Below are 22,802 nucleotides of genomic sequence, written 5' to 3'. Positions count from 1 at the left end.
ATTATCATCATTTTAAGCTTTACTTTTCATTAATTTAGTAAAAAAACTCCGCTTGAACACTTCTACCCCTTTTAAAATATACAACGCCTCGGCAGGAAGCGGCAAGACCTTCACCCTTGTAAAACAATTTCTCTCACAGCTATTTCAGGTTCCGAAGGAAGGTTATTACCAACATTTATTGGCAATTACTTTTACGAATAAGGCCGTGGCAGAAATGAAAGATCGTATTCTCGATAGTCTGGTATCGTTCTCTCAACCGGAAGCAGTAAATTCCCCGCCAGAAATGCTGCTTCAGATAGCAGCCGAATTAAACCTTACTTCCGAAGAAATCCAGGCAAAAGCAAAAAAAATTCTAAAACATCTACTTCACCATTATGCGAGTTTTAGTGTAGAAACCATAGATAGTTTTAATCACCGACTTATTCGAACCTTTGCCAGAGATCTTAAGCTCGCCACTAATTTTGAGGTTAGTTTAGATACTTCACTGCTACTTTCAGAGGCCGTTGACCAATTAATAAACAAGGCTGGAGAAGATCCGGAAATTACAAAAGTATTGCTAGAATTTGCCTTAGAAAAAGCCGATGATGACAAGTCGTGGGATATCACCAATGATATTATTAATACGGCAAAAATTCTATTTGTCGAAAACGAAATTCCGCACCTAAATTTATTAAAAGACAAAAATCTAGGTGACTTTGCAGCTTTTAAAAAACAACTCCTGCTTCGGAAAAAGAATCTTTCAGAAAAAATTATAAAAACCGCTCAAGAGACTCTAAATTTAATCGAAACCCGAGGCATAGCACACAATGATTTTAGCAGCAGTTATTTACCAAAACATTTTCTAAATCTTGAATCCGGAAGGACCGATTTGAATTTTTCTGCAAAATGGCAGGAAGACATAGACCAGAAACCCCTTTATCCCAAAAGAGTAGATGGCCAAACCGCTGCCATCATTGATGAAATCGCTTACTTCTTGAAAACTAACTTCGATTCATCAAAGAATAATGTTCATCAGATACAGCTTATAAATGCTATTTTAAAAAACCTAACCCAGTTATCGGTAATCAATTTAATTAACCACGAAATTTCATTGATTAAAGAAGAAAAGAATATCATCCCAATTTCCGAATTTAATGCACTTATAAATAATGAAATAAAAGATCAGCCTGCGCCTTTTATTTACGAACGCCTTGGAGAAAAGTTTCGTCATTTCTTTATTGATGAATTTCAGGACACCTCACAATTACAGTGGAAGAATATGATTCCATTAATAGAAAATGCAGTATCTCAATTTGATCAGAACCAACAATCGGGAACACTAATGTTGGTAGGCGATGCGAAGCAGTCTATCTATCGATGGAGAGGAGGTCTTCCGGAACAATTTATGGATCTTTATGGAGGTCTAAATCCGTTTCCCTCAGTAGAAAAAAAGTTATTAAATCTGGATACAAATTACAGAAGTTGTGAAGAGATTATTCGATTTAACAATCGTTTTTTTACATATGTAGCAGATGTATTTGGCGACAACATACACAAAGATTTATACATAACCGGAAACCACCAAAAATTCACTACAAAACAAGATGGCTATGTTAAAATTGAGTTTGTAGAAAAACAAGTGAAGGTAACTAAAGATGAGGTTTATGCTATTAAAATACAAGAAACGATACAAGCGCTAATAAATAAGGGCTTTTCACATAGTGACATTTGTATATTAACGCGTTTTAAGAGTGATGGTATTACCATAGGGAAACATCTTATGGAAAATGATATTAAGGTAATTTCTTCGGAAACATTGATGTTACAATCTTCCTCTCTAGTAAAATGTATCGTAAATGCGCTAAAAATCAGTGTATATCCTGAAAACGATGAGGCAAAAATCGCATGGCTGGATTTCCTTCATGAGCACCTAAATATTCCGAAGGAAAAACACCACTTTTTTTCAGAATTGGTAAAGAAATCAGATGACGAATTTGAAGCAATATTGCAAGAGTATGGGATTGATTTCAACATTGCTATTATAAGGTCGTTATCCATATATGAAAGTTGTGAATATTGCATCAGAAAGCTTAATTTACAGTCAAAAGCAGATGCCTTTCTATTTAGTTTTATGGATTTGGTTTTTGAGTTTGAACAAAAGCCACAAGCGACAAAAATATCGTTTTTAGATCATTGGGAAATTCAAAAGGAAAAGGCTTCTATCCCTGCCACTGAAAGTAATGACGCTGTTCGTATCATGACAATTCACAAGTCTAAAGGACTTGAATTTCCAGTTGTTATATTTCCTTATGCCGATCTAAAAATTTACAATTCCAAACACGAAATGGCATGGTTTCCACTTGATATGGATGAAAATTCGGGCTTCCGTGAAACACAAATAAAATACAATCAGGAACTTGAAAGCTTTGGCGAATTAGGTAATGGGCTCTTCCGGGAGCGCCAAAATATGATGGAATTGGACAGTATAAATTTATTATATGTTACCCTAACTCGCGCGGTAGAACAACTCTATATTTTTGCTGAAGAACCTGGAAAAAAGGTAAGCTTAACGACCACTTATAATCAACTTCTCGACAATTTTCTACAACAATATGAAGGAAATTTAACTGCGCCCTCAATCTACGAATTTGGAAAACCAGAACGGATAAGTAGTAAGGACAATAAAGTAATCCCCGTAAACAAAGTACCTATTTTTTTAGCGACCACTCCATTAGATCATCACCTAAAAATTATCACAAACGAGGCTTCACTCTGGAATACTGATGCGGAAGCAGCAATTGCTTTAGGGAACGAATTGCACGATATAATGTCTATGATAATAGCTTCGGAAGACATAGTTACTGTTTTTGAAGGAATATTGGAAAGAGGAATTATCACAAGTGAATCTATCGCGAATTACAGAGAAAAAGTAGAGGCGATTGTGTCTCATCCCGAACTTCGGCATCTATTTGAAGCTACCGCAAATGCAGAAAATGAAAAAGATATTATTACTGCTTCCGGCATGTTATTGCGTCCCGATCGAATAAACCTTTTTGACAATAATCTTGTAACTATCGTGGACTATAAAACGGGTACTCCCGATTATCATCATGAAGATCAAATTAACAGCTATGCTAAGGCTTTGGAAGAAATGGGTAAAAAAGTTTCAGAAAAAATATTGGTCTATACCAATCAACCAAATATTGTGATAAATAAAGTATAAATTTGTCTCAAAGATTGAGGGTCAATTGCCATACTGCAATGCACTAGAATTTCTGGTAACATGCGGGATGTAAAACAAAGTAATATCTGCAATAAAATTAAATTATGTACGGTAAAATTAAAGAACATTTAGAACAGGAATTGCAACAAATAAAGGACAACGGACTTTATAAAAAAGAACGGATTATCACATCCCCTCAGGATGCTGTAATAAGAATTTCGACAGGAGAAGAAGTAATAAATTTTTGTGCCAACAATTATTTAGGATTATCATCCAATAAAGAAGTCATTCAGGCTGCTAAGGATGCTATGGATACACATGGCTTCGGAATGTCCTCGGTGCGATTTATATGCGGAACTCAGGATATTCACAAGGAACTGGAACAAAAAATTGCCGATTATTACCAAACGGAAGATACCATTTTATACGCTGCAGCTTTCGATGCAAATGGAGGTGTTTTTGAACCTTTATTAGGTCCTGAAGATGCGATTATCTCCGATTCATTGAATCACGCTTCTATTATTGATGGAGTGCGATTGTGTAAAGCCGCTAGATATCGTTACGAAAACAGTAATATGGCTGATCTGGAGCAACAATTAATCGCTGCTAATGAGAAAGGTGCAAGACATAAAATTATTGTAACCGATGGTGTCTTTTCGATGGATGGTATTGTAGCTCCATTGGATAAAATTTGTGACTTGGCCGATAAATATGATGCTATGGTGATGATCGATGAGTGTCATGCGGCTGGATTTATAGGAGAAACGGGGCGTGGGACTTTGGAAGAAAAAAATGTAATGGGTCGTATAGACATCATTACAGGAACTTTAGGAAAAGCACTTGGGGGCGCTATGGGTGGTTATACAACCGGTAAAAAAGAGATTATTGAAATATTACGACAACGCTCCAGACCATATCTTTTTTCAAACTCATTGGCACCTGCTATAGTAGGAGCTTCTATTAAGGTGTTCGAGATGTTAAGCACCGATACAACGCTGCGTGACAAACTACAGGAAAACACAAATTATTTTAAGAAAGGAATGACTGCTGCTGGCTTCGATATCGTTAAAGGAGATTCGGCAATCGTACCAGTTATGCTATACGATGCGAAACTATCACAGAAAATGGCCGATTTATTGTTGGATGAAGGAATTTATGTCATCGGATTTTTCTACCCTGTAGTGCCAAAAGATAAGGCAAGAATTCGGGTACAACTATCTGCTGCTCATTCAAAAGAGCATCTGGACAAGGCTATAGAAGCATTTATTAAAATAGGGAAACAACTGGAAATTCTGAAAGCTTAATCTTACTTATTTGCCAATAAATACCTTGATATTTATAAAAAATTTAATAGATTTGCTTTTGTTTATAAGTTTTAACAACTTACTTTTGCCTCTATTAACACTTAAAAAAATTAAACAATCGAATATGAAACATCTTAACAGTATTTTAGTTGCTGCACTTTTCTTCCTTATGGTAGGTGTAGCAAATGCTCAGGACGAAAACAATCCTTGGGCAATCGAAGTTGGTGTAAACGCTGTTGACCTTTACCCAATTGGACTAGCAGACGGTCAAACAACCAATAGCGCCAGTCGTGGCGGACTCTTCGATGAGTATTTTAACGTAGAAGACCACTGGAATATTCTTCCATCGGTTTCAAAATTGTCTATCGGGAGATATCTTGGTAGCGGATTCACATTTGCTGCTGTTGGTACTATCAACAGAATTGACACAGTTGGTGATGTGCCAGTTGATGATCTTACCTATTACGGTGTAGATGGTGAAATTAAATATAGCTTAAGAGACCTTCTTAACGGTCCTGGTGGATGGTTTGACCCATCTTTAGGTATTGGTGGAGGTTACACTTGGGTTGACGATATCGGATTTGGAACTGCTAACGCTCTTGCTAGTGTTAGATTTTGGTTAGGTGAAAACTTAGCTTTAAACTTCCAATCTACTTACAAGCACGCTTTCGAAGATACTTACGGTCAAAAGCACTTCCAACATTCTGCTGGTGTAGTGTTTAAATTTGGTGGAAAAGACACCGATGGTGACGGAATCTACGATCAAGACGATGAGTGTCCTGAAACTCCAGGTCTTCCAGAATACAATGGATGTCCTGATACTGACGGTGACGGAATCGAAGACAGAAATGATGCTTGTCCTAACACTCCTGGTGTAGCTGAGTATAATGGTTGTCCTGATACTGACGGTGATGGAATTCCTGATCCTCAAGATGAGTGTCCAACTGAAGCTGGTCCAAAATCAAATAACGGTTGTCCTATCTTAGATAGAGACGGTGACGGTGTAAACGACGATGTTGATGCTTGTCCGGATGTAGCTGGTCCTGCTGCTAACAAAGGATGCCCATGGCCAGACAAAGATGGTGACGGTGTACTTGACAAAGATGATGCTTGTCCAGATGTTCCTGGTACTGTAGCAAACAAAGGTTGTCCAGAAGTTTCTGTAGAAATCATCAAGCAATTGAATGATTACTCTAAAACTATCTTATTCGACCTTGGAAAATCTACTATCCGTCAAGAGTCTTACGCTATTCTTCAAAATATCGCTGATATCATGAAAGAATACCCTAACGAGAACTTTGTGATCGAAGGTCACACAGATAGTCAAGGAAGTGACGCTACGAATCAGAAGTTATCTGACAATAGAGCGGCATCTGTAAGAACATACCTAACTACAATTGGTATGAGCGGAAACAGATTATCTTCTATCGGTTACGGTGAGTCTAGACCAATTGCTACTAATGCTAACAAAGCAGGTAGACAACAAAACAGACGTGTTGAGATTTCTTTGAGAAAATAAGAATCCCACTAAATAAATAAATAGAAACGCCTCCATAACCGGAGGCGTTTCTTATTTTTATAACATGCTAACATTTCTTCAAGAAACACTACTTGCTATAAAAAAAGATCATAAGGATCTTTCAACTATTACGTTTATACTTCCTAGTAAACGCGCTGGCGGCTTTCTTAAGAACCTATTACGCACAACGGCTACAGAAACCTATTTCGCTCCTAAAATTATAAGTATAGAAGAGTTTATCGAAGAACTTTCCGGATTGGAAATTATCGATTCCACCGAACTTCTCTTTAAAAGTTATCAAGCTTATCTCCATACAGATGCCATTCAGGAAAAAGAAGACTTCGAAACTTACGCTTCCTGGGCTACTACACTATTAGCCGATTTCAATGAAATTGATCGTTTCCTAGTAGATCCAAAACCGTTTTTTAATTATCTCAGTAATATACAGGATATCAATCACTGGTACGTAAAAGATCAGAAAACCGAGCTAATAGAGAATTACTTGAAGTTCTGGAATAGTTTGAATGAGTTCTATGACCGACTTAAAACTTCACTGTTGAACGAGTCAATAGGGTATCAAGGAATGGTGTATAGAAAAGCAGTAGAGGATATTGAATATTATCGCAACGCACACAATTCCAAAATTCACATTTTTATTGGCTTTAACGCATTGAATAAAGCCGAACAACACATATTTCAGGAATTACTGGAACTAGAACACAATAAGGTCTATTGGGATACTGATGCCTATTTGTATAACGATCAACAACATAGTGCTTCGGTATTTTTAAGGAACTACCATAGAGAATGGAAGTATTTTCAATCACATCCTCTTGAAATAATTGCAGATAATTTTCAGAAAGAAAAAAACATTCAGATCATTGAGGTTCAAAAAAACATTGGTCAAGCAAAATATGTCGGTGAAATCCTTTCAGAATACACTTCCGAAGATTTAGACAATACAGCTATTGTACTTGCCGACGAGCAACTGCTAATCCCCATTCTATACTCGTTGCCTAAGAACATTACTACTGTAAATATCACCATGGGAGTAGGCCTTAAAACTTTTCCTACGGCTACCTTTTTTGAACTCCTATTAAATTTTCATCTCCATTCCGGACAAAGCCATTACTATAAAGATGTCCTTGCATTGCTTAACCATCCAACAATGCAATCATTGCTTACTGATGCAAGATCTGTTTCAGAAAAGATAAACACACAAAACCTGTCGAATATAACAGTACAAAATCTCGTGGAATTGCTCGACGATAGTAAAAATGGGTTAGTCCAACTCATTTTTGGAGACTGGGCAAATAACAGTAAAATTGCCTTAAAAAATTGTACGGAACTAATATATAAATTAAGAGACGCCAATTCAGACAATATGGTGGACCGTACTGTAATCCATCATCTATATGCTATATTTAATAGAATAACGGCGTTAAATGAGCGATATTCGCATTTAAAAACTGTTCGAACTGTTCACAGTTTGTTTACCGATCTTATATTACACACTACGCTCGATTTTAAAGGTGATGCGTATAGCGGACTTCAAATTATGGGGATATTGGAAACCCGTGTCCTTGATTTTAAAAATGTGATTGTCACTTCCGTGAATGAAGGAATTATCCCTGCCGGGAAATCGAATGCTTCTTTTATTACCTTCGATTTAAAACAACAATTTGGATTACCACAGTTCTCCGAAAAAGACGCTATTTATACCTACCACTTTTATCATTTATTGCACAGGTCTCAAAATATTCATTTGCTTTATAGCAATCATAGTGACGGCCTAAATGCCGGCGAAAAAAGTCGGTTTATTCTTCAACTTGAAATAGACAAACTTCCAAATCATAAAATTGATAAGATAGTCTTGTCTCCCGAAGTAACTCTGTCCACTTCAGTCTTAAAAACCGTGGCTAAGACAGATTCTTTGATGCTTAGGTTACGTGAAATTGCTCAAAAAGGATTCTCACCTTCTGCATTAACAAGTTATATACGTAATCCATTAGATTTTTACTTTCAGAAAATATTGCGAATCAAAGAATTTGAAGAGGTAGAAGAAACAGTAGCCGCGAATACTTTAGGTACAATTGTACATGACACTCTAGAAAATTTTTATAAGCCCTTGGAAGGATCTTTTCTATCTTCGGAAAAGCTCTCGGATATGAAACAACATATCGATACAGAAGTGAGACTTCAATTTAAAAGAACATTCAAGGGCGGTGACTTTTCGAAAGGTAAAAACCTTATTGTTTTCGAGGTTGCTAAGCGCTATATCACCAACTTCATCAATTTCGAATTGGGGGAATTAAAAGCTGGGAATAAAATAAAAATTATCAGTGTAGAGCAAAATCTAAAAGTTGAAATTCAAATACCGGAGTTGGATTTTCCCGTTCATATTGGCGGAAAAGTTGATAGAGTGGACGAATACAATGGGCAATTGCGCATAGTAGATTACAAAACAGGGCGTGTAGAACAAGGACATTTGGAGATTATGGATTGGGAAGAAATCTCGCTGGATTATAAATACAGTAAAGTCATACAGGTACTTGCATATGCACTAATGATGAATGATAAATCCCCAATTGACCAAGCTGAAGCGGGTATCATATCTTTTAAAAATCTCAATGCGGGCTTCTTAAAATTTGCTGAAAAATTGGAAGTGAGAGGCCAAAAAAACTCGCTCGTAAGTCAGGAAACACTGGGGCTCTATCTTGTTGAGCTTAAAAAACTAATTATGGAAATCTGTGATCCCACAATTCCGTTTATTGAAAAAGAAGTTTAAAATGATTATAAGAAAAAACGAAGTCCTAAGTGCAGAAGGCAAAAAACCAATAGTCTATGATGTCTATTACAACGCTTCAAAATTAATCAAGCCTATTGTAATCTTTTGCCACGGTTACAAAGGATTTAAAGATTGGGGAGCCTGGAATTTAGTGGCCGAAACTTTTGCAGATGCAGGTTTCTTTTTTCTGAAATTCAACTTCTCACACAATGGAGGGACAATAGAACAGCCTATTGATTTTCCCGATCTGGAAGCTTTTGCTAAAAATAACTTCAGTTTGGAAATGGATGATCTCGATAGAGTACTTAACTTTCTAACTTCGGAAACATCTTACCAAACTGAAACTGATGTCTCCAATATCAACCTTATAGCACATAGTCGTGGTGGAGGCATCGTTTTAATTAAAGCTGTCGAAGACGAACGAATCTCCAAAGTAGTAACCTGGGCTGGGGTTTCAGATTTTAAAGCTAGGTTTCAGGAAGGTAGTCCGGCATTTAATGCATGGCAAGAAACCGGAATCACACATGTTGAAAACGGTCGCACCAAACAACAAATGCCACACAATATCCAGTTTTATAACGACTTTAAAGTAAATGAGGATCGTTTCACAATTAAACAAGCCCTTCAGAAATTAAAAAAACCACATTTAATCTTGCAGGGAAGTGAAGATCCAAATGTCGTTTTAAAGGAAGCGCAAGCCATGCACGATTGGAACCCTAAAAGCAGACTGGAAATCATTGAAGGTGGAGATCATGTTTTTGGTGCCTCCCATCCATGGGAATCGAAAACACTACCTTCCGACTTAAAAAAAGCGACAGATTTGACAATAGAATTTTTAAAAAGCACAGTAGCATATCAATAAATTTATTACTTTCGCATTCTATTCAGAAATTGGGGGATTAGCTCAGCTGGCTAGAGCGTTTGGCTGGCAGCCAAGAGGTCATCGGTTCGACTCCGATATTCTCCACAAAACCACAGTTTAGGCTGTGGTTTTTTTATGCAATTTCGTGTCATCGGTTCCCCCGAAATTTCGGGGCGATATTCTCCACAGAAAAGGACAAACTTCATGGTTTGTCCTTTTTTTTAGAGTAATGCCTCGAAGGAGAAGTTTATCCTGAGCTTTTGCGACAACGGAGCAAATTGACGAAGGAACTCCGATATTTCCCACAAAAAAAGCAAGATCAGAAAATCTTGCTTTTTAATATATCACTTTTTAAATTTAATCTAAGACAATTTACTTCTCAATGTATAAAATTGCCTATTTCTAATCCTGAACCTGTAAAACCAACAATGGTTTATCGGTATAAAATTCTTTTTTTAAGATCACATTCTTTTCCCATAACTTTTTAAAGAAGCCTCTTTTTCTTCGAACAACACAAAGCATATCAGCATTATGATCGTGGTAATGTGCTAAGACAGCCTGATATGTTGTTCCATTTTCTGCCTTTGCATACGAAGTCTGTAATTTGGTAAGTTTTTTACTCACTTCCTTCATCTCCTCGGTCGTTTCTGGAGTTTCTACATGTAATAAATGCAGTTCTGTACCAAAATGTTTGGTAAATTGTCGTACAGGTTCCAGCATTTTCTTCTTTTCAAAATTTCCGTTTTTAAAGGCCAATAACATGGATGCTGGCTGTTTGAATTTCGCTCCTTCGGGAACAATAAGGATTGGTATATCTGTCCCTTTCAGCAGTTTCCCCGAAACATTCCCTAAGTACACTTCTTCACGAATCGAATTACTTCTAGGCGAAAGCACCATAAGATCAATATCTACATGTTGGCTCACCCGATTAATACTCTCCAAAAATGAACCCTTAATTGGATGTGCAATAATGGTGACGTCTTTTTTATCTACCTGTGCCAACACCTCATCTAAACGGTTTTGGGTGTCTTCCTTAATGATCGCATTCACTTTTGTAAGTCCGCCCACCTTCGACACTTCCTGAAATACTGAAATTAAATACACATACGCTTCCATTTCATGCGCCAAATCGATTGCATATTGCAAATTACTAACCGCACTTTTTGAAGACCCAATGGGAACTAATATATTTTTCATCCGTAATTATTATTTACTTAAACCGTAATAAATTGTGATCTACAAATTGCAGAAAGACATTCTATCACTGTTTAAATTCGATTATCTTTAAAATCTGAGATGCAAAATTAATTCTTTAAAAATGATTCGAAAGGCAAAACAATCAGAAATTGAGCAAATTATAACTATTACTCGTGCATGTGGGGCTAAAATGGCTTCGGAAGGGATTTTTCAATGGAACCATCACTATCCTAATCCTCAGGCGTTTCAGAAGGATATCGAACGCGATGAACTGTATGTCTTGCTTTCGGAAGCTACTATAATAGGTTGTATGGTTATTTCTTCGGAAAAAGATTCAGAATACAATGATATCACCTGGTTATCTGAAGATAACAAGCAGTATTACATACATCGGGTGGCAATTCATCCCGATTTTCAGAAAAAAGGAAACGCTAAAAGACTTATGGATTTTGCTGAAACTCTCGCTCAGGAAAATAAGATCACTTCAATTCGACTCGACACTTTTAGTCAAAACAAGCGCAACCAGAAATTTTATGAAGCACGTGGATATACTAGACTTGGGAACATCTACTTTCCTAAACAGAGTGAATTTCCTTTCTATTGCTATGAAAAAGTAATGTGATTTCATAACTGTGAATGCCGACATATTTTGATGGCTACAATAGCTTAATTGAGTAGTTTTGCAATTCGAAATGCAAAAAACCAACATCTCCTTCAAACGTATTCAGCAATTGGCAATTCCAGCGATAGTGTCAGGTATTGCTGAGCCGGTGCTTTCCAGTACCGATGCTGCTATCGTGGGAAACATACCCGATTTTGGTACCGAATCACTAGCAGCAGTCGGAATTGTCGGTGCCTTTCTTTCAATGCTAATCTGGATTCTCGGACAAACGCGTTCTGCGATTTCAGCTATTGTTTCTCAAAATTTAGGAGCGGGCAAATTGAGTGATCTTAACAACTTTCCGGCACAAGCCATTTATTTCAATATCATTCTTAGCATCATCGTTCTTTTTTCAACCTATTTTTTTGTGGAAGAGATTTTCAGCTTATTAAATGCAGAAGGAATCATTCTGGAATACAGTATAGATTACTACAATATCCGGGTTTGGGGATTTCCATTAACCCTCTTCACTTTTGCAGTATTTGGACTCTTTCGAGGACTTCAAAATACATTCTGGCCAATGATTATTGCAGGAATAGGGGCGACTGTAAATATTGGGCTTGATTTCGCTTTAGTTTATGGTATTCAGGACTACATTCCTGCCATGGGAATTAAAGGAGCCGCCTGGGCAAGTCTTATTTCACAAGCATTAATGGCAATTATTGCATTGTTTTTTCTTCTGAAAAAAACCGAGGTTTCATTAAAACTTCGATTCCCGCTTCATCCGGAAGTTCGGCGATTGGTAACTATGAGTTTTAATCTTTTTATACGTTCCATCGCACTTAACATTGCGTTACTTCTGGCGGTTCGGGAAGCAACAGGATTAGGAACGGAATTTATGGCTGCACATGCTATCGCAGTTAATATCTGGCTGTTTACTGCGTTTTTCATCGATGGTTATGGCGCCGCAGGAAACATTTTAAGCGGCAAATTGTTAGGTGAAAGAAATTATAAATCCCTTTGGATGCTTACAAAAAAAGTTGTGTCATACAACATCGTGGTTTCTTTCCTACTTATTATAATTGGTCTTGTATTTTATGAACCTCTGGGGCGTCTATTTAACAAGGATCCTCAAGTATTGCTCATATATAACGGCATCTTTTTTATGGTCCTAATTTGTCAACCCATTAGTGCTATTGCATTTACATTGGATGCAATTTTCAAAGGCTTAGGAGAAATGGGATATCTTCGAAATGTGTTGCTTGGAGCTACCTTTCTTGGATTTATACCCTTTCTTTATTTTGCCAAGTATATGGATTGGGGGATTATAGGAATTTGGGGTGCCATTTTAGCATGGGTAGCATACCGAGCTATTGCATTAGTTGTTAAATTTAAACGCAAGTATATTCCTTTAATTCAAAATTAAATACATTTACAAAAATTAATGCCATGGATGTTTTAGAATTTATAGGAGGCCCTGGGTTTTGGCTTATCATTGCCATATTAGTGATTGGTGTCGTGATTTTTAATAAATTTAAAAAACGACGTTAACTTTCAAGTTTTAATAAATAAAATACCTTTATGGAATTTTTTGAATATCTAACGGGAAAAGGAGGGTTTATGATCCTCGCACTTATTGTTGTTGTGCTTTTTCTCTACAATAAATACAAACACTGGCGTTATTTAAAGTCCTCTTCAAAAAGGAAAAAATAAGCCTGTTTCCTGACTAATATAGTATCTTTGAAACTTATAATTCTGCGTTCAAGTCCTTGAGCTGCATTATTAGTAAGCATTTAACTATGAGCAATATCCGAATCACAAAACTTTTTTCTTTCGAAACCGGTCATGCCTTATATGGCTATGATGGGAAATGTAGAAATGTTCATGGACATAGTTACCGGCTATCAGTTACTGTAATTGGAACCCCTATTGACAATTCCGACAATGTCAAATACGGAATGGTAATCGATTTTACTGACCTCAAAAAAATAGTAAAAGAGGAAATTGTTGACGTATTCGATCATGCAACCGTATTTAATAAGAATACCCCACATGTAGAATTAGCAAAGGAGCTAAGTGATCGCGGTCACAATGTATTACTAGTGGATTATCAACCTACAAGTGAAATGATGGTAATCGATTTTGCTGAAAAGATTAAAAACCGCCTTCCGAAGTCAATATTACTTCACTCCTTGAGACTTCAGGAAACAGCTAGTAGCTATGCAGAGTGGTTTGCTTCCGATAATTAATACTTCCAGTTTAAATCGTCAACTCCCCGCATTATTGAATAAATTATGCGAACAAACTATCCAATTAGCGAGGGTAATATCTTATCAAAGATTCTTCTAAAACGATACCCGGATCGCTTCCCGGAAGATTTTATGTTTATCCTTACCAAGGAGGAGATGACAAACTTGAGGTGTCAAATTGCCTCTTCAAATTGGGGTGGAACGCGCTATCCTACAATGGCATTTACTGAACATGGAGTTGCCCTTATTTATAGCATGATCAAAATATAGAAAAAGACGCTTCAAAAAATAAGCCTTCAATTTTGCCAACTGCTTTCACTATCTTTGCCAAATGCAAATTCCGGAAGGCAAAAAAATATACTTTTCCAGCGATAATCACCTTGGTGCTCCCACTCGCGAAGCTAGTCTTCCACGTGAGAAAAAGTTCGTTCGCTGGCTGGATGAGGTCAAGGAGGATGCTGCCGCAATTTTTTTATTAGGAGACCTTTTCGATTTCTGGTTCGAATACAAAACAGTTGTTCCAAAAGGATTTGTGCGTGTCCTCGGAAAACTAGCAGAAATTAGTGACAGCGGAATTCCAATCTATTTTTTCGTAGGAAATCACGACCTATGGATGCAGGATTATTTCGAGAAAGAACTCAATATTCCTACCTATAGAGATGTAAAAGAATTTACTTTCAACAACAAAGTATTCCTTATTGGGCATGGAGACGGTAAAGGTCCTGGCGATAAAGGCTATAAACGCATGAAGAAGTTATTCACCAACCCATTTGCACGTTGGCTTTTTAGATGGTTTCACCCTGAATTAGGAATGCGATTAGCACAGCATATGTCGGTTAAAAGCAAACTGATCTCCGGCGATGATGACAAGAAATTTTTAGGTGCAGAACAAGAATGGTTGGCACAGTACTCTAAACGAAAATTAGAATCCAAACACTACGATTATTTCATTTTTGGTCACCGTCATCTATCAATGGAAATTGAAGTTGGTGATAAATCCATGTACTACAATCTGGGCGATTGGATTCATCAATACACCTATGGCGTTTTTGACGGAAATACCTTTGAAATCAAAAAATTCGAGTAGCTATTTTAGTAAATATTCTAAAGTAATTGCGTCCAGACGCCCGTCAGGAAAGAGTTTGTGCTTCTCCTCAAAGTTTTTTAATGAAGTGAATGTCTCTGCTCTAAACAAGCCGTCGTGCACAATAGAGTCTCCTTTGGCAATCAATAAACCCTGAATTTCATACACCATCGCGCTTCTTTCTCCCAATCTCAATGAATTTCCTATTGGATTACTATTAAATATACTTTTAATCAACTGTTTTTTCTTTTCAGCTTCGGAAGAATCCTTAACAGGTGCAACTTCAGTTTTAGGATTTACTAACTGAGCTTCATAAAACTTTACATTCGCAAGTCTATTTCGATATTCTGAAACTGCCGCCATATCTTCTGCATCATCATCTGAAGGGTTACGCACATCGATATTCTCTGCACTCCACTTTGTTGCTACAAATCCATTCACAGTCTCAACTGCCTCATAATAATCGAGCAAAAGTCCCTTATTGGCATTCGCCACGTCAATTCCGTCCGGCACCTTATACTCGTATTCCGAAAAAGAGTAACGTTTGTGTTTTTTATACTGACCGTAACCTATAAGGCCTACGATTATCAATAACAGAAATATGATGATTTGTTTCATAAACTAATCGGTATGGTTGGTTATGGTAAAAATACGGTTTTTTTAAATTAAGCCTTTATGTCTTTTAAGCGAAGTTGGAGACTTACATTTCCCTGCCATTCGTTTTCATCAATTACATAAGCCGCGTTAAAAGGTTTCCCTTCACAAGCAATCGATTCCTTGTCACCTAATCCAAATCCTATTCCCACAAACTGGTTCGATTTTCCCTGCCGCATCGTCAATCGTAAATGTGTTTTATCCTCCCCAACACATTTCCCCCAACCTGTATCTGTTAATTCCTTACTCATAAATACCGGCGTCATATTTCCGGGGCCAAATGGTGCAAATTGCTTTAAAACTCTATAAAATTTTGCTGTAATTTCATTAAAATTAAGCTCAGCATTTATTTTTATTTCTGGAATGAGAAGTCTGGGGTCTATGGTTTCTGAAACTACCTTCTCAAATTCAGCCTTAAAATTTTCGTAATCATCTTCCAATAAGGTAAGTCCGGCGGCGTACATATGACCTCCAAATTGCTCAATATATTCTGAACAACTTTCCAAGGCATTATAAACATCAAAACCTTTCACTGATCTTGCCGAAGCAGCCAATTTCTCACCGCTTTTTGTAAATACAAGGGTTGGTCGATAATAAGTTTCAGTTAACCTCGAAGCTACAATTCCTATGACACCTTTATGCCAGTTTTCGTTGTAAACGACTGTCGTTTTACGATCTTCTTCTTTGTTTGTTGTGATCAATTCCAAAGCTTCGGCTGTGATCTTTTTGTCGGCTTCTTTACGATCACTATTGTACTGTTCGATTTCCGAAGCAAACTGCAAAGCCATCTTCATATTTGTTTCCGTAAGGAGAGCAACGGCATGATTTCCATGTTTCATCCTTCCGGCGGCGTTGATACGAGGTGCAATGATAAAAACTACATCGGTAATGGTAAGAGTTGTCTTTTTCAGTTGCTTCAGGATTGCCTTAAAGCCATTCCGCGGATTACTATTAATCACTTTTAACCCGTAATAGGCCAATATCCTGTTTTCACCTGTAATAGGAACAATATCAGCGCCAATTGCAGTAGCGACCAGGTCCAAATAAAGTAGCAGATCGTTGATAGTTTGTCCTTTTCTTTCAGCAAGCGCCTGAATTAACTTAAATCCTACACCACAACCGCACAATTCCTTGTAAGGATATTCACAATCTTCCCGCTTTGGATCCAAAACCGCTTTCGCTTCAGGAATGTTCGCGCCAGGGCGGTGGTGATCACAGATGATAAAATCTACCCCTTTTTCCGAAGCATATAACACCTTGTCAATTGCCTTAATTCCGCAGTCCAAAGCAATAATCAAAGAAAAATCATTGTCGGCTGCGAAATCGATTCCCATATAGGAAACACCATAGCCTTCCTCATAGCGATCGGGAATATAGGTATGAACATTAGGATAATAAGACTTCAGAAAAGAAGAAACCAAAGCGACACTCGTAGTGCCGTCCACATCGTAATCGCCAAAGACAAGAATATTCTCATTGTTCTCAATGGCCTGCTCGATTCGTGAAACTGCCTTGTCCATGTCTTTCATTAAAAACGGATCATGAAGATCATCCAGACTTGGCCTAAAAAACTTTTTGGCTTCTTCAAAAGTCGTGATCCCTCGTTGCAACAAAAGAGAAGCGATTATTGAATCAACACCCAGAGACTTTGCCAAATCGTTCGTTAACTGAGGATCAGGTTTGGGAGAAAGAGTCCAACGCATAAGTAAAATGTATTTTTAGGGAGCAGAAGTTATAAAATTACAAAATAGATTTTCAATTTATGCGAATCGTAACCTAAATCAAGATTTTTGAAATTTTATGCTTACCTTTTACTACTCCCCGGTTAGTAGTCTATTATTTTAAAAGCAACTATTATGAAACCGAATCTCTACTTTCTTTTTGTTTTATGCCTCTCTCTTTTTAATCCAGTATTCTCACAAGATGGAAGTCCCGATCTCACTTTTGGTGATAATGGTATTGTGACGATTGATATTGCAGGTGATTCAGAACATATAATGGCTGCAACCGAAGACGGAAATAATAGAATTGTGATGGCGGGTTTTACAGATGGTGTGCAAGGATATGACAATTTATTAATGGTTTGCTTAGAAGATGGGAGTCTCGACACCAGCTTTGGGGATGGAGGGGTGATAATTGGGGATATTGTAAATGGCTCATTCTACAAACAGGTCAAGGCACAAAGTGATAATAAAATTCTCCTAAGCAATGGTTATGGGGTCGACTATGCTGTTTCAAGATTATTAGCAGATGGAACGCTGGATATAGATTTTGCAACAAACGGCATTCTATTTCCTATAATAGCGGAAGGACATGTAAACAGTTTTTCTCTAACCAACAATGGAGAAATCGTCCTATTAGGATACAATAACAGTGTAAGTAATCGATATCTAGTATTAAAACGTTATCTCTCAGAAGGTAGTGTGGATGTAACTTTTGGGGCCAATGGTACCATGACTATTCCTTTTAGTTCAGTGGAAAATTTAGAAGTTAGATCCATTGATTTACTGGAAAATGGAAATAGTATTATTAGTTACAATACAACACTAAACAATATTGAGTCCAACTATATAGCGCGCGTACTTGCTAATGGAACAATCGATACTTCTTTTGGGACTAATGGTCATGCATTAATTCCAATTGAAGAAGAGTACTCCTGTGCTGCCTTAAGTTTTAATGACGGAAGTGTTTTGGCAAGCTGTATTTATTGGGATCAAATCTTGGAACGTGATTTTAAAAAAATGTTGAAGCTTCAATCCAATGGCAGTCTAGATACAAGCTTTGGTAACAGTGGTTATATCGAAAATTATTATGGAGCGCTTATTCAGGAAAATCAACGAATTATTTCTGATAACAGTAGTAGTGATTGGGAAGGTGGCTTATACCTACTCTATATGAGACTTTATTCTACCGGTAATAGTGACACCACTTTTCAGTTTAGCACCAATTATTATGTGTTAGGTTCGGCTCATCCAATCGTTTTAAACAGTGGTAAATTACTGGTCGCGGGAAGTGACATCTGGTACAATGGAGAAACTGATATCGTCTTACAACGTTTTCATAATGACCCTCTTGAAGTTAGCGAAAATATTGTGAAGGAATTTCAAGTCTACCCCAACCCTTCAAATGGAATTTTTACACTAAAAACAATCTCTGGTTTCTCTTCGGAAATTCCTTTCATGGTGAACGATGTAAGTGGTAAAATTATTCAGAAATCAACAATTACATACAGCAACACCGAAATCGATCTTTCTGAAGCTGCTAACGGAATGTATTTTCTTAAAGCTGGAAATACTGTTTTACGACTTATAAAAAATTAAACTATGAATAAAAACATTCAACTTATACTCCTCTCACTCCTTTCGATGGTCATTTATTCTCAGGATGGCACGCTAGATACTGCTTTTGGAGGTAATGGTTTTGTTGTTACCGACTTTTATGGAGAACATGATCAAAGTCATTCCATCATACAGCAAAGTGATGGTAAAATCGTGAGTTTCGGTTTTGCAGAGTATGGCAACATTGACATCTTGGCTCGCTATTTACCTAATGGAGATCTTGATGTCACTTTTGGAACGAATGGAAAAGTAGTACATGACCTTGATAGTGATCATGGATACATATTCTATGTAGATACTTCGTTACATCAGCAAAGCGATGGAAAAATTATTACCGCCGCCACCTATCTCAATACCAACGGAGAACAAGATATCATTATGGTTCGTTATCTTGAAAACGGCAACATTGATACCTCTTTTGGAATCGATGGCCTCGTAAAGACTCATTTTGGAGTTGACGAAATAGCTTCAACCCTATTACTTCCAGATGGAAAAATTGTTGTAGGTGGCACTAGTACTGTTGGAGATTCAAGATATTTATTAGTGGCAAAATATTTATCAAATGGAAGTCTGGATATTAGTTTTGGAGTTAATGGAATGGTAACTTCTTATATTAACGATTACCCGACTTATGCTTTCCCCCTTGTTTTACAACCTGATGGAAAAATCTTAATAGCATATCGAAAACAAGAATCCAACAATCTTCGTACATTGATGTTTCAGAGGTATTTGGAAAACGGACAGTTGGATACAAGTTTCGGAAATGCCGGAACTGTTACAACTAATATCGTTGCCGGATTGCTTTATGGTACGATTGCTTTAAAATCGAATGGTAATATTTTAGCAGCTATTAGGCTAGGTGATCCTATACTAGCACAATTTTTACCTAATGGTGAGCCCGACATATCATTTGGAACAAACGGAAGAAAATCAATTGATGTTCCTTCGAGAATCCCATTTAAGTTGCTACTAGACGAAAATGAAAATATCCTAATTAGCGGGAATGAATTCGGGTTCGAGATAGGCTCATATTATTTAACTCGATTTGACCCTGATGGTGAATTGGATCCTACTTTTGGGAGCAATGGAGAAACGATCTTAGGCTTTGAAAGTGGAGAAATAATTATGCAGTCCGACCATAAGATTTTGATCACTGGATGTACATATTGGTATTCTGGCCCTGTAGATTTTGTTATTGCCCGCTTAAACAATGACGTTTTAGATGTTTCTGAAAGCCAATTGGAAAACTTCGTTCTCTACCCAAACCCTTCAAATGGAATTTTTACTTTAAAATCAATGTCAGGTTTCACTTCGGAAATGACTTTCGTGGTGACCGATGTGAGTGGCAAAATCCTTCAGAAGTCAACAATAACAGACATTCACACAGATATCAATCTTTCTGAAGCATCCAACGGACTCTATTTCTTAAAAGTTTCCGAAGCGACATTTAAACTACTTAAGAATTGAGCATTGAATATTGAACATTGATCATTGGGTATTTAAAAGGGTATTTGTATTTTCGGAACCTACAAAAAAATATCCTATGCCATTAGTAACTCCACTATCACCCGATCACGATGACGAAACCAAAAAATTAGCCGAATTCTTCAACGAAACTCTCGGATTTTGCCCCAACAGTGTGCTCACCATGCAGCATCGTCCGGCAATAAGTAAAGCGTTCATAAACCTTAACAAGGCTGTAATGGCCAATGAAGGTCGAGTAACCTCTGCATTAAAACGAATGATCGCTTGGGTAAGTAGTAATGCAACCGGATGCAGGTATTGTCAGGCGCATGCTATTCGAGCGGCAGAACGCTACGGAGCGGAGCAAGAACAACTCGATAATATTTGGGAATACCGAACTCATCCTGCTTTTTCAGAAGCGGAAAGAGCGGCTTTAGACTTCTCATTACAAGCGTCTCAAGTGCCAAATAATGTGGATGAAGTCATAAAAAAGAGGCTTTACGAGCATTGGAATGAAGGTGAAATTGTGGAAATGCTGGGAGTAATCTCCCTTTTTGGATACCTCAACCGCTGGAACGACTCTATGGGAACAAGTATTGAAGACGGAGCCGTGGAAAGTGGTGATCAATACTTAGGAAAACACGGGTGGAATGAAGGGAAACATCTGTAGGCTGTAGGCAAAAAATAAAACTTCTTTTGTCACTTCGAGTGATTTTTGATGACCAAGAGGGAATTAAAAATAATATCGAGAAGAGGCAGTGGTCAGTGGTCAGTGGTCAGTGGTCAGTGGTCAGTGGTCAAATGTGTGCTTTTGTAATTAACTAAGTAAGTAATTCTTTTACCTTTTTCTGAAGTACTGGGATAACTTTCTTTTCAAACCACGGGTTTTTAGAGAGCCAAAAACGATTTCTTGGTGAAGGGTGTGGCAATGGAAAGTACTTCGGAAGGTATTCTTGGTAGTTTTCAACCGTTAAGGTCAGTGTTTTCTGAGTTTTTTCTTTCAGATAATATTTTTGGGCATACATCCCTATTAGAATGATAAGTTCTAAATTGGGCATCTTCTGAAGTAACTGATCGTGCCATTGAGGCGCACATTCGGGTCTGGGAGGTAGATCTCCACTTTTTCCTTTTCCTGGATAGCAGAATCCCATAGGTACAAGCGCTATTTTGGAAGCATTATAAAACTGCTCGTCGGTAACATCCAACCATTTCCGAAGTTGTTTTCCACTTGGGTCATCCCAAGGAACACCAGTTTTATGAACTTTAGTCCCCGGTGCCTGCCCAATAATTACAATCCGCGAATCGGGATGAGCTGCTACAATTGGTCGTGGTCCTAATGGTAAATGTGCTTTGCATATTTCACATGCCCGAATATTTTTAAGTAAAGTTTGCATTGGCTAAGATTCTCTTTTAGCGTCATAAAGATATAACTTTAAAGAAACTTACTTCTTCCCTCCTACCACGATCACTATTTCTCCTTTAGGAGGTTTTTCTTCGAAGTGTTTTAAAACCTCTGCTGCTGTGCCTCGAATGGTTTCTTCGTGTAATTTTGAGAGCTCTCTGGAAACTGAAATACTACGATCTTCTCCAAAGTATTCTACTAATTGGGCAAGAGTTTTCAATAATTTATGTGGAGATTCATAAAAGATAATGGTACGGGTTTCTTCTGCTAAGACTTTAAGGCGGGTTTGTCGACCTTTTTTTACCGGAAGGAAGCCTTCAAAAACAAACTTATCGTTAGGTAATCCACTATTCACTAAGGCCGGTACAAATGCTGTAGCTCCAGGTAAACAATCAACTTCGATTCCTGCTTCTACACAGGCTCTGGTGAGTAAAAATCCGGGGTCACTGATGGCTGGAGTCCCTGCATCACTGATTAAGGCAATATTTTCACCTGCTTGCATTCGATCTACAATGCCTTTTGTGGTTTTATGCTCATTGTGCATATGGTGAGAATGCATATGCGTAGTGATTTCGAAATGCTTCAGAAGTTTGGCGCTGGTTCTAGTGTCTTCTGCCAAAATAAGATCTACCTCCTGCAATACTTCAATTGCTCGAAGGGTAATATCTTTTAAATTTCCGATTGGTGTTGGTACCAGATATAATTTTCCCATGGTTATTCTCGAACTACTTTTCCGAAGAAATAAGAAATTAATAATACTATAATTCCAAGAAGTGGCAAAGTCATTTCAGAATCGTTTGCATAAAAATGCGCGAGTGAAGCCAGAGCCATATCAAAAAATAAGCCTGCGTAAGCCCATTCGGTAAGCCATTTACTGCTGCGCCATAAGATCATGATCACGGCAAGAATTTTTGCAACCGCCATTGGAATAACCAGATGAGTAGGATATTGGTAATCCTGATAGTAGCCTTCAATTACCGCTGTGTCTTTTAAATACATAACGGCAGAATATAAAAACAAGGCCGATAACAAAAAGGTAGCGATCCAATACACTATTTTTTGTGCTTTCATAGATGGTTCGGTTAGTATTAATAGATTCTGAAGATCTTCGCTACTAAGTTTAGAATAGGTTGGAAGT

General features: G+C 37.4%; 19 protein-coding genes and 1 tRNA gene. 14 read left to right on the top strand and 6 right to left on the bottom strand.

Annotated features, from left to right (window positions below):
* Positions 1-52 precede the first annotated feature (52 nt).
* The 6 genes from BXY75_RS02435 (at position 53) to BXY75_RS02410 (ending at position 9,780) form a co-directional block, all read left to right on the top strand.
* Positions 53-3,202 carry a UvrD-helicase domain-containing protein gene (locus BXY75_RS02435; protein WP_121906103.1) on the top strand — a complete coding sequence of 1,050 codons (3,150 nt, stop codon included), beginning with the start codon at positions 53-55 and terminating at the stop codon, positions 3,200-3,202.
* A 104-nt stretch (positions 3,203-3,306) separates the two neighbouring features.
* Entirely contained in the window at positions 3,307-4,506 is a 1,200-nt protein-coding gene (kbl, locus tag BXY75_RS02430; protein WP_121906102.1) for a glycine C-acetyltransferase, read from the top strand.
* Between the two features lie 124 nt (positions 4,507-4,630).
* Positions 4,631-6,025: an OmpA family protein gene (locus BXY75_RS02425; protein WP_121906101.1), complete on the top strand. Its 1,395-nt coding sequence runs from the start codon at positions 4,631-4,633 to the stop codon at positions 6,023-6,025.
* Positions 6,026-6,089: 64 nt separating this feature from the next.
* Positions 6,090-8,813, top strand: coding sequence for a PD-(D/E)XK nuclease family protein (locus BXY75_RS02420; protein ID WP_121906100.1), 2,724 nt, complete (start codon positions 6,090-6,092; stop codon positions 8,811-8,813).
* Position 8,814: 1 nt separating this feature from the next.
* A complete protein-coding gene (locus tag BXY75_RS02415) occupies positions 8,815-9,675 on the top strand; it encodes an alpha/beta hydrolase family protein (RefSeq protein ID WP_121906099.1) in 861 nt (286 codons plus the stop codon).
* A gap of 31 nt (positions 9,676-9,706) precedes the next feature.
* Positions 9,707-9,780, top strand: a tRNA-Ala gene (locus BXY75_RS02410).
* Between the two features lie 297 nt (positions 9,781-10,077).
* On the opposite strand, the gene BXY75_RS02405 is transcribed toward BXY75_RS02410, so the two are convergent.
* Positions 10,078-10,872, bottom strand: coding sequence for a universal stress protein (locus BXY75_RS02405; RefSeq protein WP_121906098.1), 795 nt, complete (start codon positions 10,870-10,872; stop codon positions 10,078-10,080).
* A 121-nt stretch (positions 10,873-10,993) separates the two neighbouring features.
* Here BXY75_RS02405 and BXY75_RS02400 point away from each other — a divergent pair, with 121 nt between their 5' ends.
* The 5 genes from BXY75_RS02400 (at position 10,994) to BXY75_RS02380 (ending at position 14,809) form a co-directional block, all read left to right on the top strand.
* The gene (locus BXY75_RS02400; RefSeq protein ID WP_121906097.1) at positions 10,994-11,494 is read left to right on the top strand and encodes a GNAT family N-acetyltransferase; all 501 of its coding nucleotides are present in this window, start codon (positions 10,994-10,996) and stop codon (positions 11,492-11,494) included.
* Positions 11,495-11,564: 70 nt separating this feature from the next.
* A complete protein-coding gene (locus BXY75_RS02395; protein WP_121906096.1) occupies positions 11,565-12,899 on the top strand; it encodes an MATE family efflux transporter in 1,335 nt (444 codons plus the stop codon).
* Positions 12,900-13,272: 373 nt separating this feature from the next.
* Positions 13,273-13,722 (top strand): 6-pyruvoyl trahydropterin synthase family protein, encoded by a 450-nt coding sequence (locus BXY75_RS02390; RefSeq protein WP_121906095.1) that lies wholly within the window; start codon positions 13,273-13,275, stop codon positions 13,720-13,722.
* 45 nt (positions 13,723-13,767) lie between these two features.
* Positions 13,768-13,992 (top strand): ORF6N domain-containing protein, encoded by a 225-nt coding sequence (locus BXY75_RS02385; RefSeq protein ID WP_121906094.1) that lies wholly within the window; start codon positions 13,768-13,770, stop codon positions 13,990-13,992.
* A 61-nt stretch (positions 13,993-14,053) separates the two neighbouring features.
* Positions 14,054-14,809: a UDP-2,3-diacylglucosamine diphosphatase gene (locus BXY75_RS02380; RefSeq protein ID WP_121906093.1), complete on the top strand. Its 756-nt coding sequence runs from the start codon at positions 14,054-14,056 to the stop codon at positions 14,807-14,809.
* On the opposite strand, the gene BXY75_RS02375 is transcribed toward BXY75_RS02380, so the two are convergent.
* Both BXY75_RS02375 and recJ read right to left on the bottom strand, forming a co-directional pair.
* Positions 14,810-15,424: a peptidoglycan-binding domain-containing protein gene (locus BXY75_RS02375; RefSeq protein WP_121906092.1), complete on the bottom strand. Its 615-nt coding sequence runs from the start codon at positions 15,422-15,424 to the stop codon at positions 14,810-14,812.
* A 47-nt stretch (positions 15,425-15,471) separates the two neighbouring features.
* Complete coding sequence (gene recJ / locus BXY75_RS02370) at positions 15,472-17,163, bottom strand: single-stranded-DNA-specific exonuclease RecJ (RefSeq protein WP_121906091.1); 1,692 nt, start codon at positions 17,161-17,163, stop codon at positions 15,472-15,474.
* 153 nt (positions 17,164-17,316) lie between these two features.
* Here recJ and BXY75_RS02365 point away from each other — a divergent pair, with 153 nt between their 5' ends.
* The 3 genes from BXY75_RS02365 to BXY75_RS02355 all read left to right on the top strand — a co-directional run bounded on the left by BXY75_RS02365 (position 17,317) and on the right by BXY75_RS02355 (position 20,932).
* Complete coding sequence (locus BXY75_RS02365; RefSeq protein WP_121906090.1) at positions 17,317-18,780, top strand: T9SS type A sorting domain-containing protein; 1,464 nt, start codon at positions 17,317-17,319, stop codon at positions 18,778-18,780.
* A gap of 3 nt (positions 18,781-18,783) precedes the next feature.
* Complete coding sequence (locus BXY75_RS02360) at positions 18,784-20,265, top strand: T9SS type A sorting domain-containing protein (protein ID WP_121906089.1); 1,482 nt, start codon at positions 18,784-18,786, stop codon at positions 20,263-20,265.
* A 76-nt stretch (positions 20,266-20,341) separates the two neighbouring features.
* On the top strand, positions 20,342-20,932 hold the full coding sequence (locus tag BXY75_RS02355) for a carboxymuconolactone decarboxylase family protein (protein ID WP_121906587.1): 591 nt from the start codon (positions 20,342-20,344) through the stop codon (positions 20,930-20,932).
* A 151-nt stretch (positions 20,933-21,083) separates the two neighbouring features.
* Here BXY75_RS02355 and BXY75_RS02350 read toward each other — a convergent pair whose 3' ends face one another.
* From BXY75_RS02350 to BXY75_RS02340, 3 genes are read right to left on the bottom strand one after another with little or no spacing between them, the layout of a single operon-like run.
* Positions 21,084-21,656 carry a uracil-DNA glycosylase family protein gene (locus BXY75_RS02350; protein ID WP_121906088.1) on the bottom strand — a complete coding sequence of 191 codons (573 nt, stop codon included), beginning with the start codon at positions 21,654-21,656 and terminating at the stop codon, positions 21,084-21,086.
* 48 nt (positions 21,657-21,704) lie between these two features.
* On the bottom strand, positions 21,705-22,376 hold the full coding sequence (rsmI, locus tag BXY75_RS02345) for a 16S rRNA (cytidine(1402)-2'-O)-methyltransferase (RefSeq protein ID WP_121906087.1): 672 nt from the start codon (positions 22,374-22,376) through the stop codon (positions 21,705-21,707).
* 2 nt (positions 22,377-22,378) lie between these two features.
* Positions 22,379-22,735, bottom strand: a complete 357-nt coding sequence (locus BXY75_RS02340) for a DoxX family protein (protein WP_121906086.1) — start codon at positions 22,733-22,735, stop codon at positions 22,379-22,381.
* Positions 22,736-22,802: the final 67 nt, after the last annotated feature.

This window comes from Ulvibacter antarcticus, assembly GCF_003688405.1.
In the GTDB taxonomy this organism is placed as follows: domain Bacteria; phylum Bacteroidota; class Bacteroidia; order Flavobacteriales; family Flavobacteriaceae; genus Ulvibacter; species Ulvibacter antarcticus.
The sequence above is the reverse complement of the archived record's forward strand: the minus strand, read 5'-3'. Positions and strand labels throughout refer to the sequence as shown.

Bases quoted from the DNA above. Each gene is read 5' to 3' on its own strand.
- BXY75_RS02340 (WP_121906086.1), bottom strand. From the start codon at position 22,735: ATGAAAGCACAAAAAATAGTGTATTGGATCGCTACCTTTTTGTTATCG.
- rsmI (WP_121906087.1), bottom strand. From the start codon at position 22,376: ATGGGAAAATTATATCTGGTACCAACACCAATCGGAAATTTAAAAGAT.
- BXY75_RS02385 (WP_121906094.1), top strand. From the start codon at position 13,768: ATGCGAACAAACTATCCAATTAGCGAGGGTAATATCTTATCAAAGATT.
- BXY75_RS02355 (WP_121906587.1), top strand. From the start codon at position 20,342: ATGCCATTAGTAACTCCACTATCACCCGATCACGATGACGAAACCAAA.
- BXY75_RS02360 (WP_121906089.1), top strand. From the start codon at position 18,784: ATGAATAAAAACATTCAACTTATACTCCTCTCACTCCTTTCGATGGTC.
- BXY75_RS02400 (WP_121906097.1), top strand. From the start codon at position 10,994: ATGATTCGAAAGGCAAAACAATCAGAAATTGAGCAAATTATAACTATT.
- recJ (WP_121906091.1), bottom strand. From the start codon at position 17,163: ATGCGTTGGACTCTTTCTCCCAAACCTGATCCTCAGTTAACGAACGAT.
- BXY75_RS02350 (WP_121906088.1), bottom strand. From the start codon at position 21,656: ATGCAAACTTTACTTAAAAATATTCGGGCATGTGAAATATGCAAAGCA.
- BXY75_RS02380 (WP_121906093.1), top strand. From the start codon at position 14,054: ATGCAAATTCCGGAAGGCAAAAAAATATACTTTTCCAGCGATAATCAC.
- BXY75_RS02405 (WP_121906098.1), bottom strand. From the start codon at position 10,872: ATGAAAAATATATTAGTTCCCATTGGGTCTTCAAAAAGTGCGGTTAGT.
- BXY75_RS02425 (WP_121906101.1), top strand. From the start codon at position 4,631: ATGAAACATCTTAACAGTATTTTAGTTGCTGCACTTTTCTTCCTTATG.
- kbl (WP_121906102.1), top strand. From the start codon at position 3,307: ATGTACGGTAAAATTAAAGAACATTTAGAACAGGAATTGCAACAAATA.
- BXY75_RS02395 (WP_121906096.1), top strand. From the start codon at position 11,565: ATGCAAAAAACCAACATCTCCTTCAAACGTATTCAGCAATTGGCAATT.
- BXY75_RS02365 (WP_121906090.1), top strand. From the start codon at position 17,317: ATGAAACCGAATCTCTACTTTCTTTTTGTTTTATGCCTCTCTCTTTTT.
- BXY75_RS02415 (WP_121906099.1), top strand. From the start codon at position 8,815: ATGATTATAAGAAAAAACGAAGTCCTAAGTGCAGAAGGCAAAAAACCA.
- BXY75_RS02375 (WP_121906092.1), bottom strand. From the start codon at position 15,424: ATGAAACAAATCATCATATTTCTGTTATTGATAATCGTAGGCCTTATA.
- BXY75_RS02390 (WP_121906095.1), top strand. From the start codon at position 13,273: ATGAGCAATATCCGAATCACAAAACTTTTTTCTTTCGAAACCGGTCAT.
- BXY75_RS02420 (WP_121906100.1), top strand. From the start codon at position 6,090: ATGCTAACATTTCTTCAAGAAACACTACTTGCTATAAAAAAAGATCAT.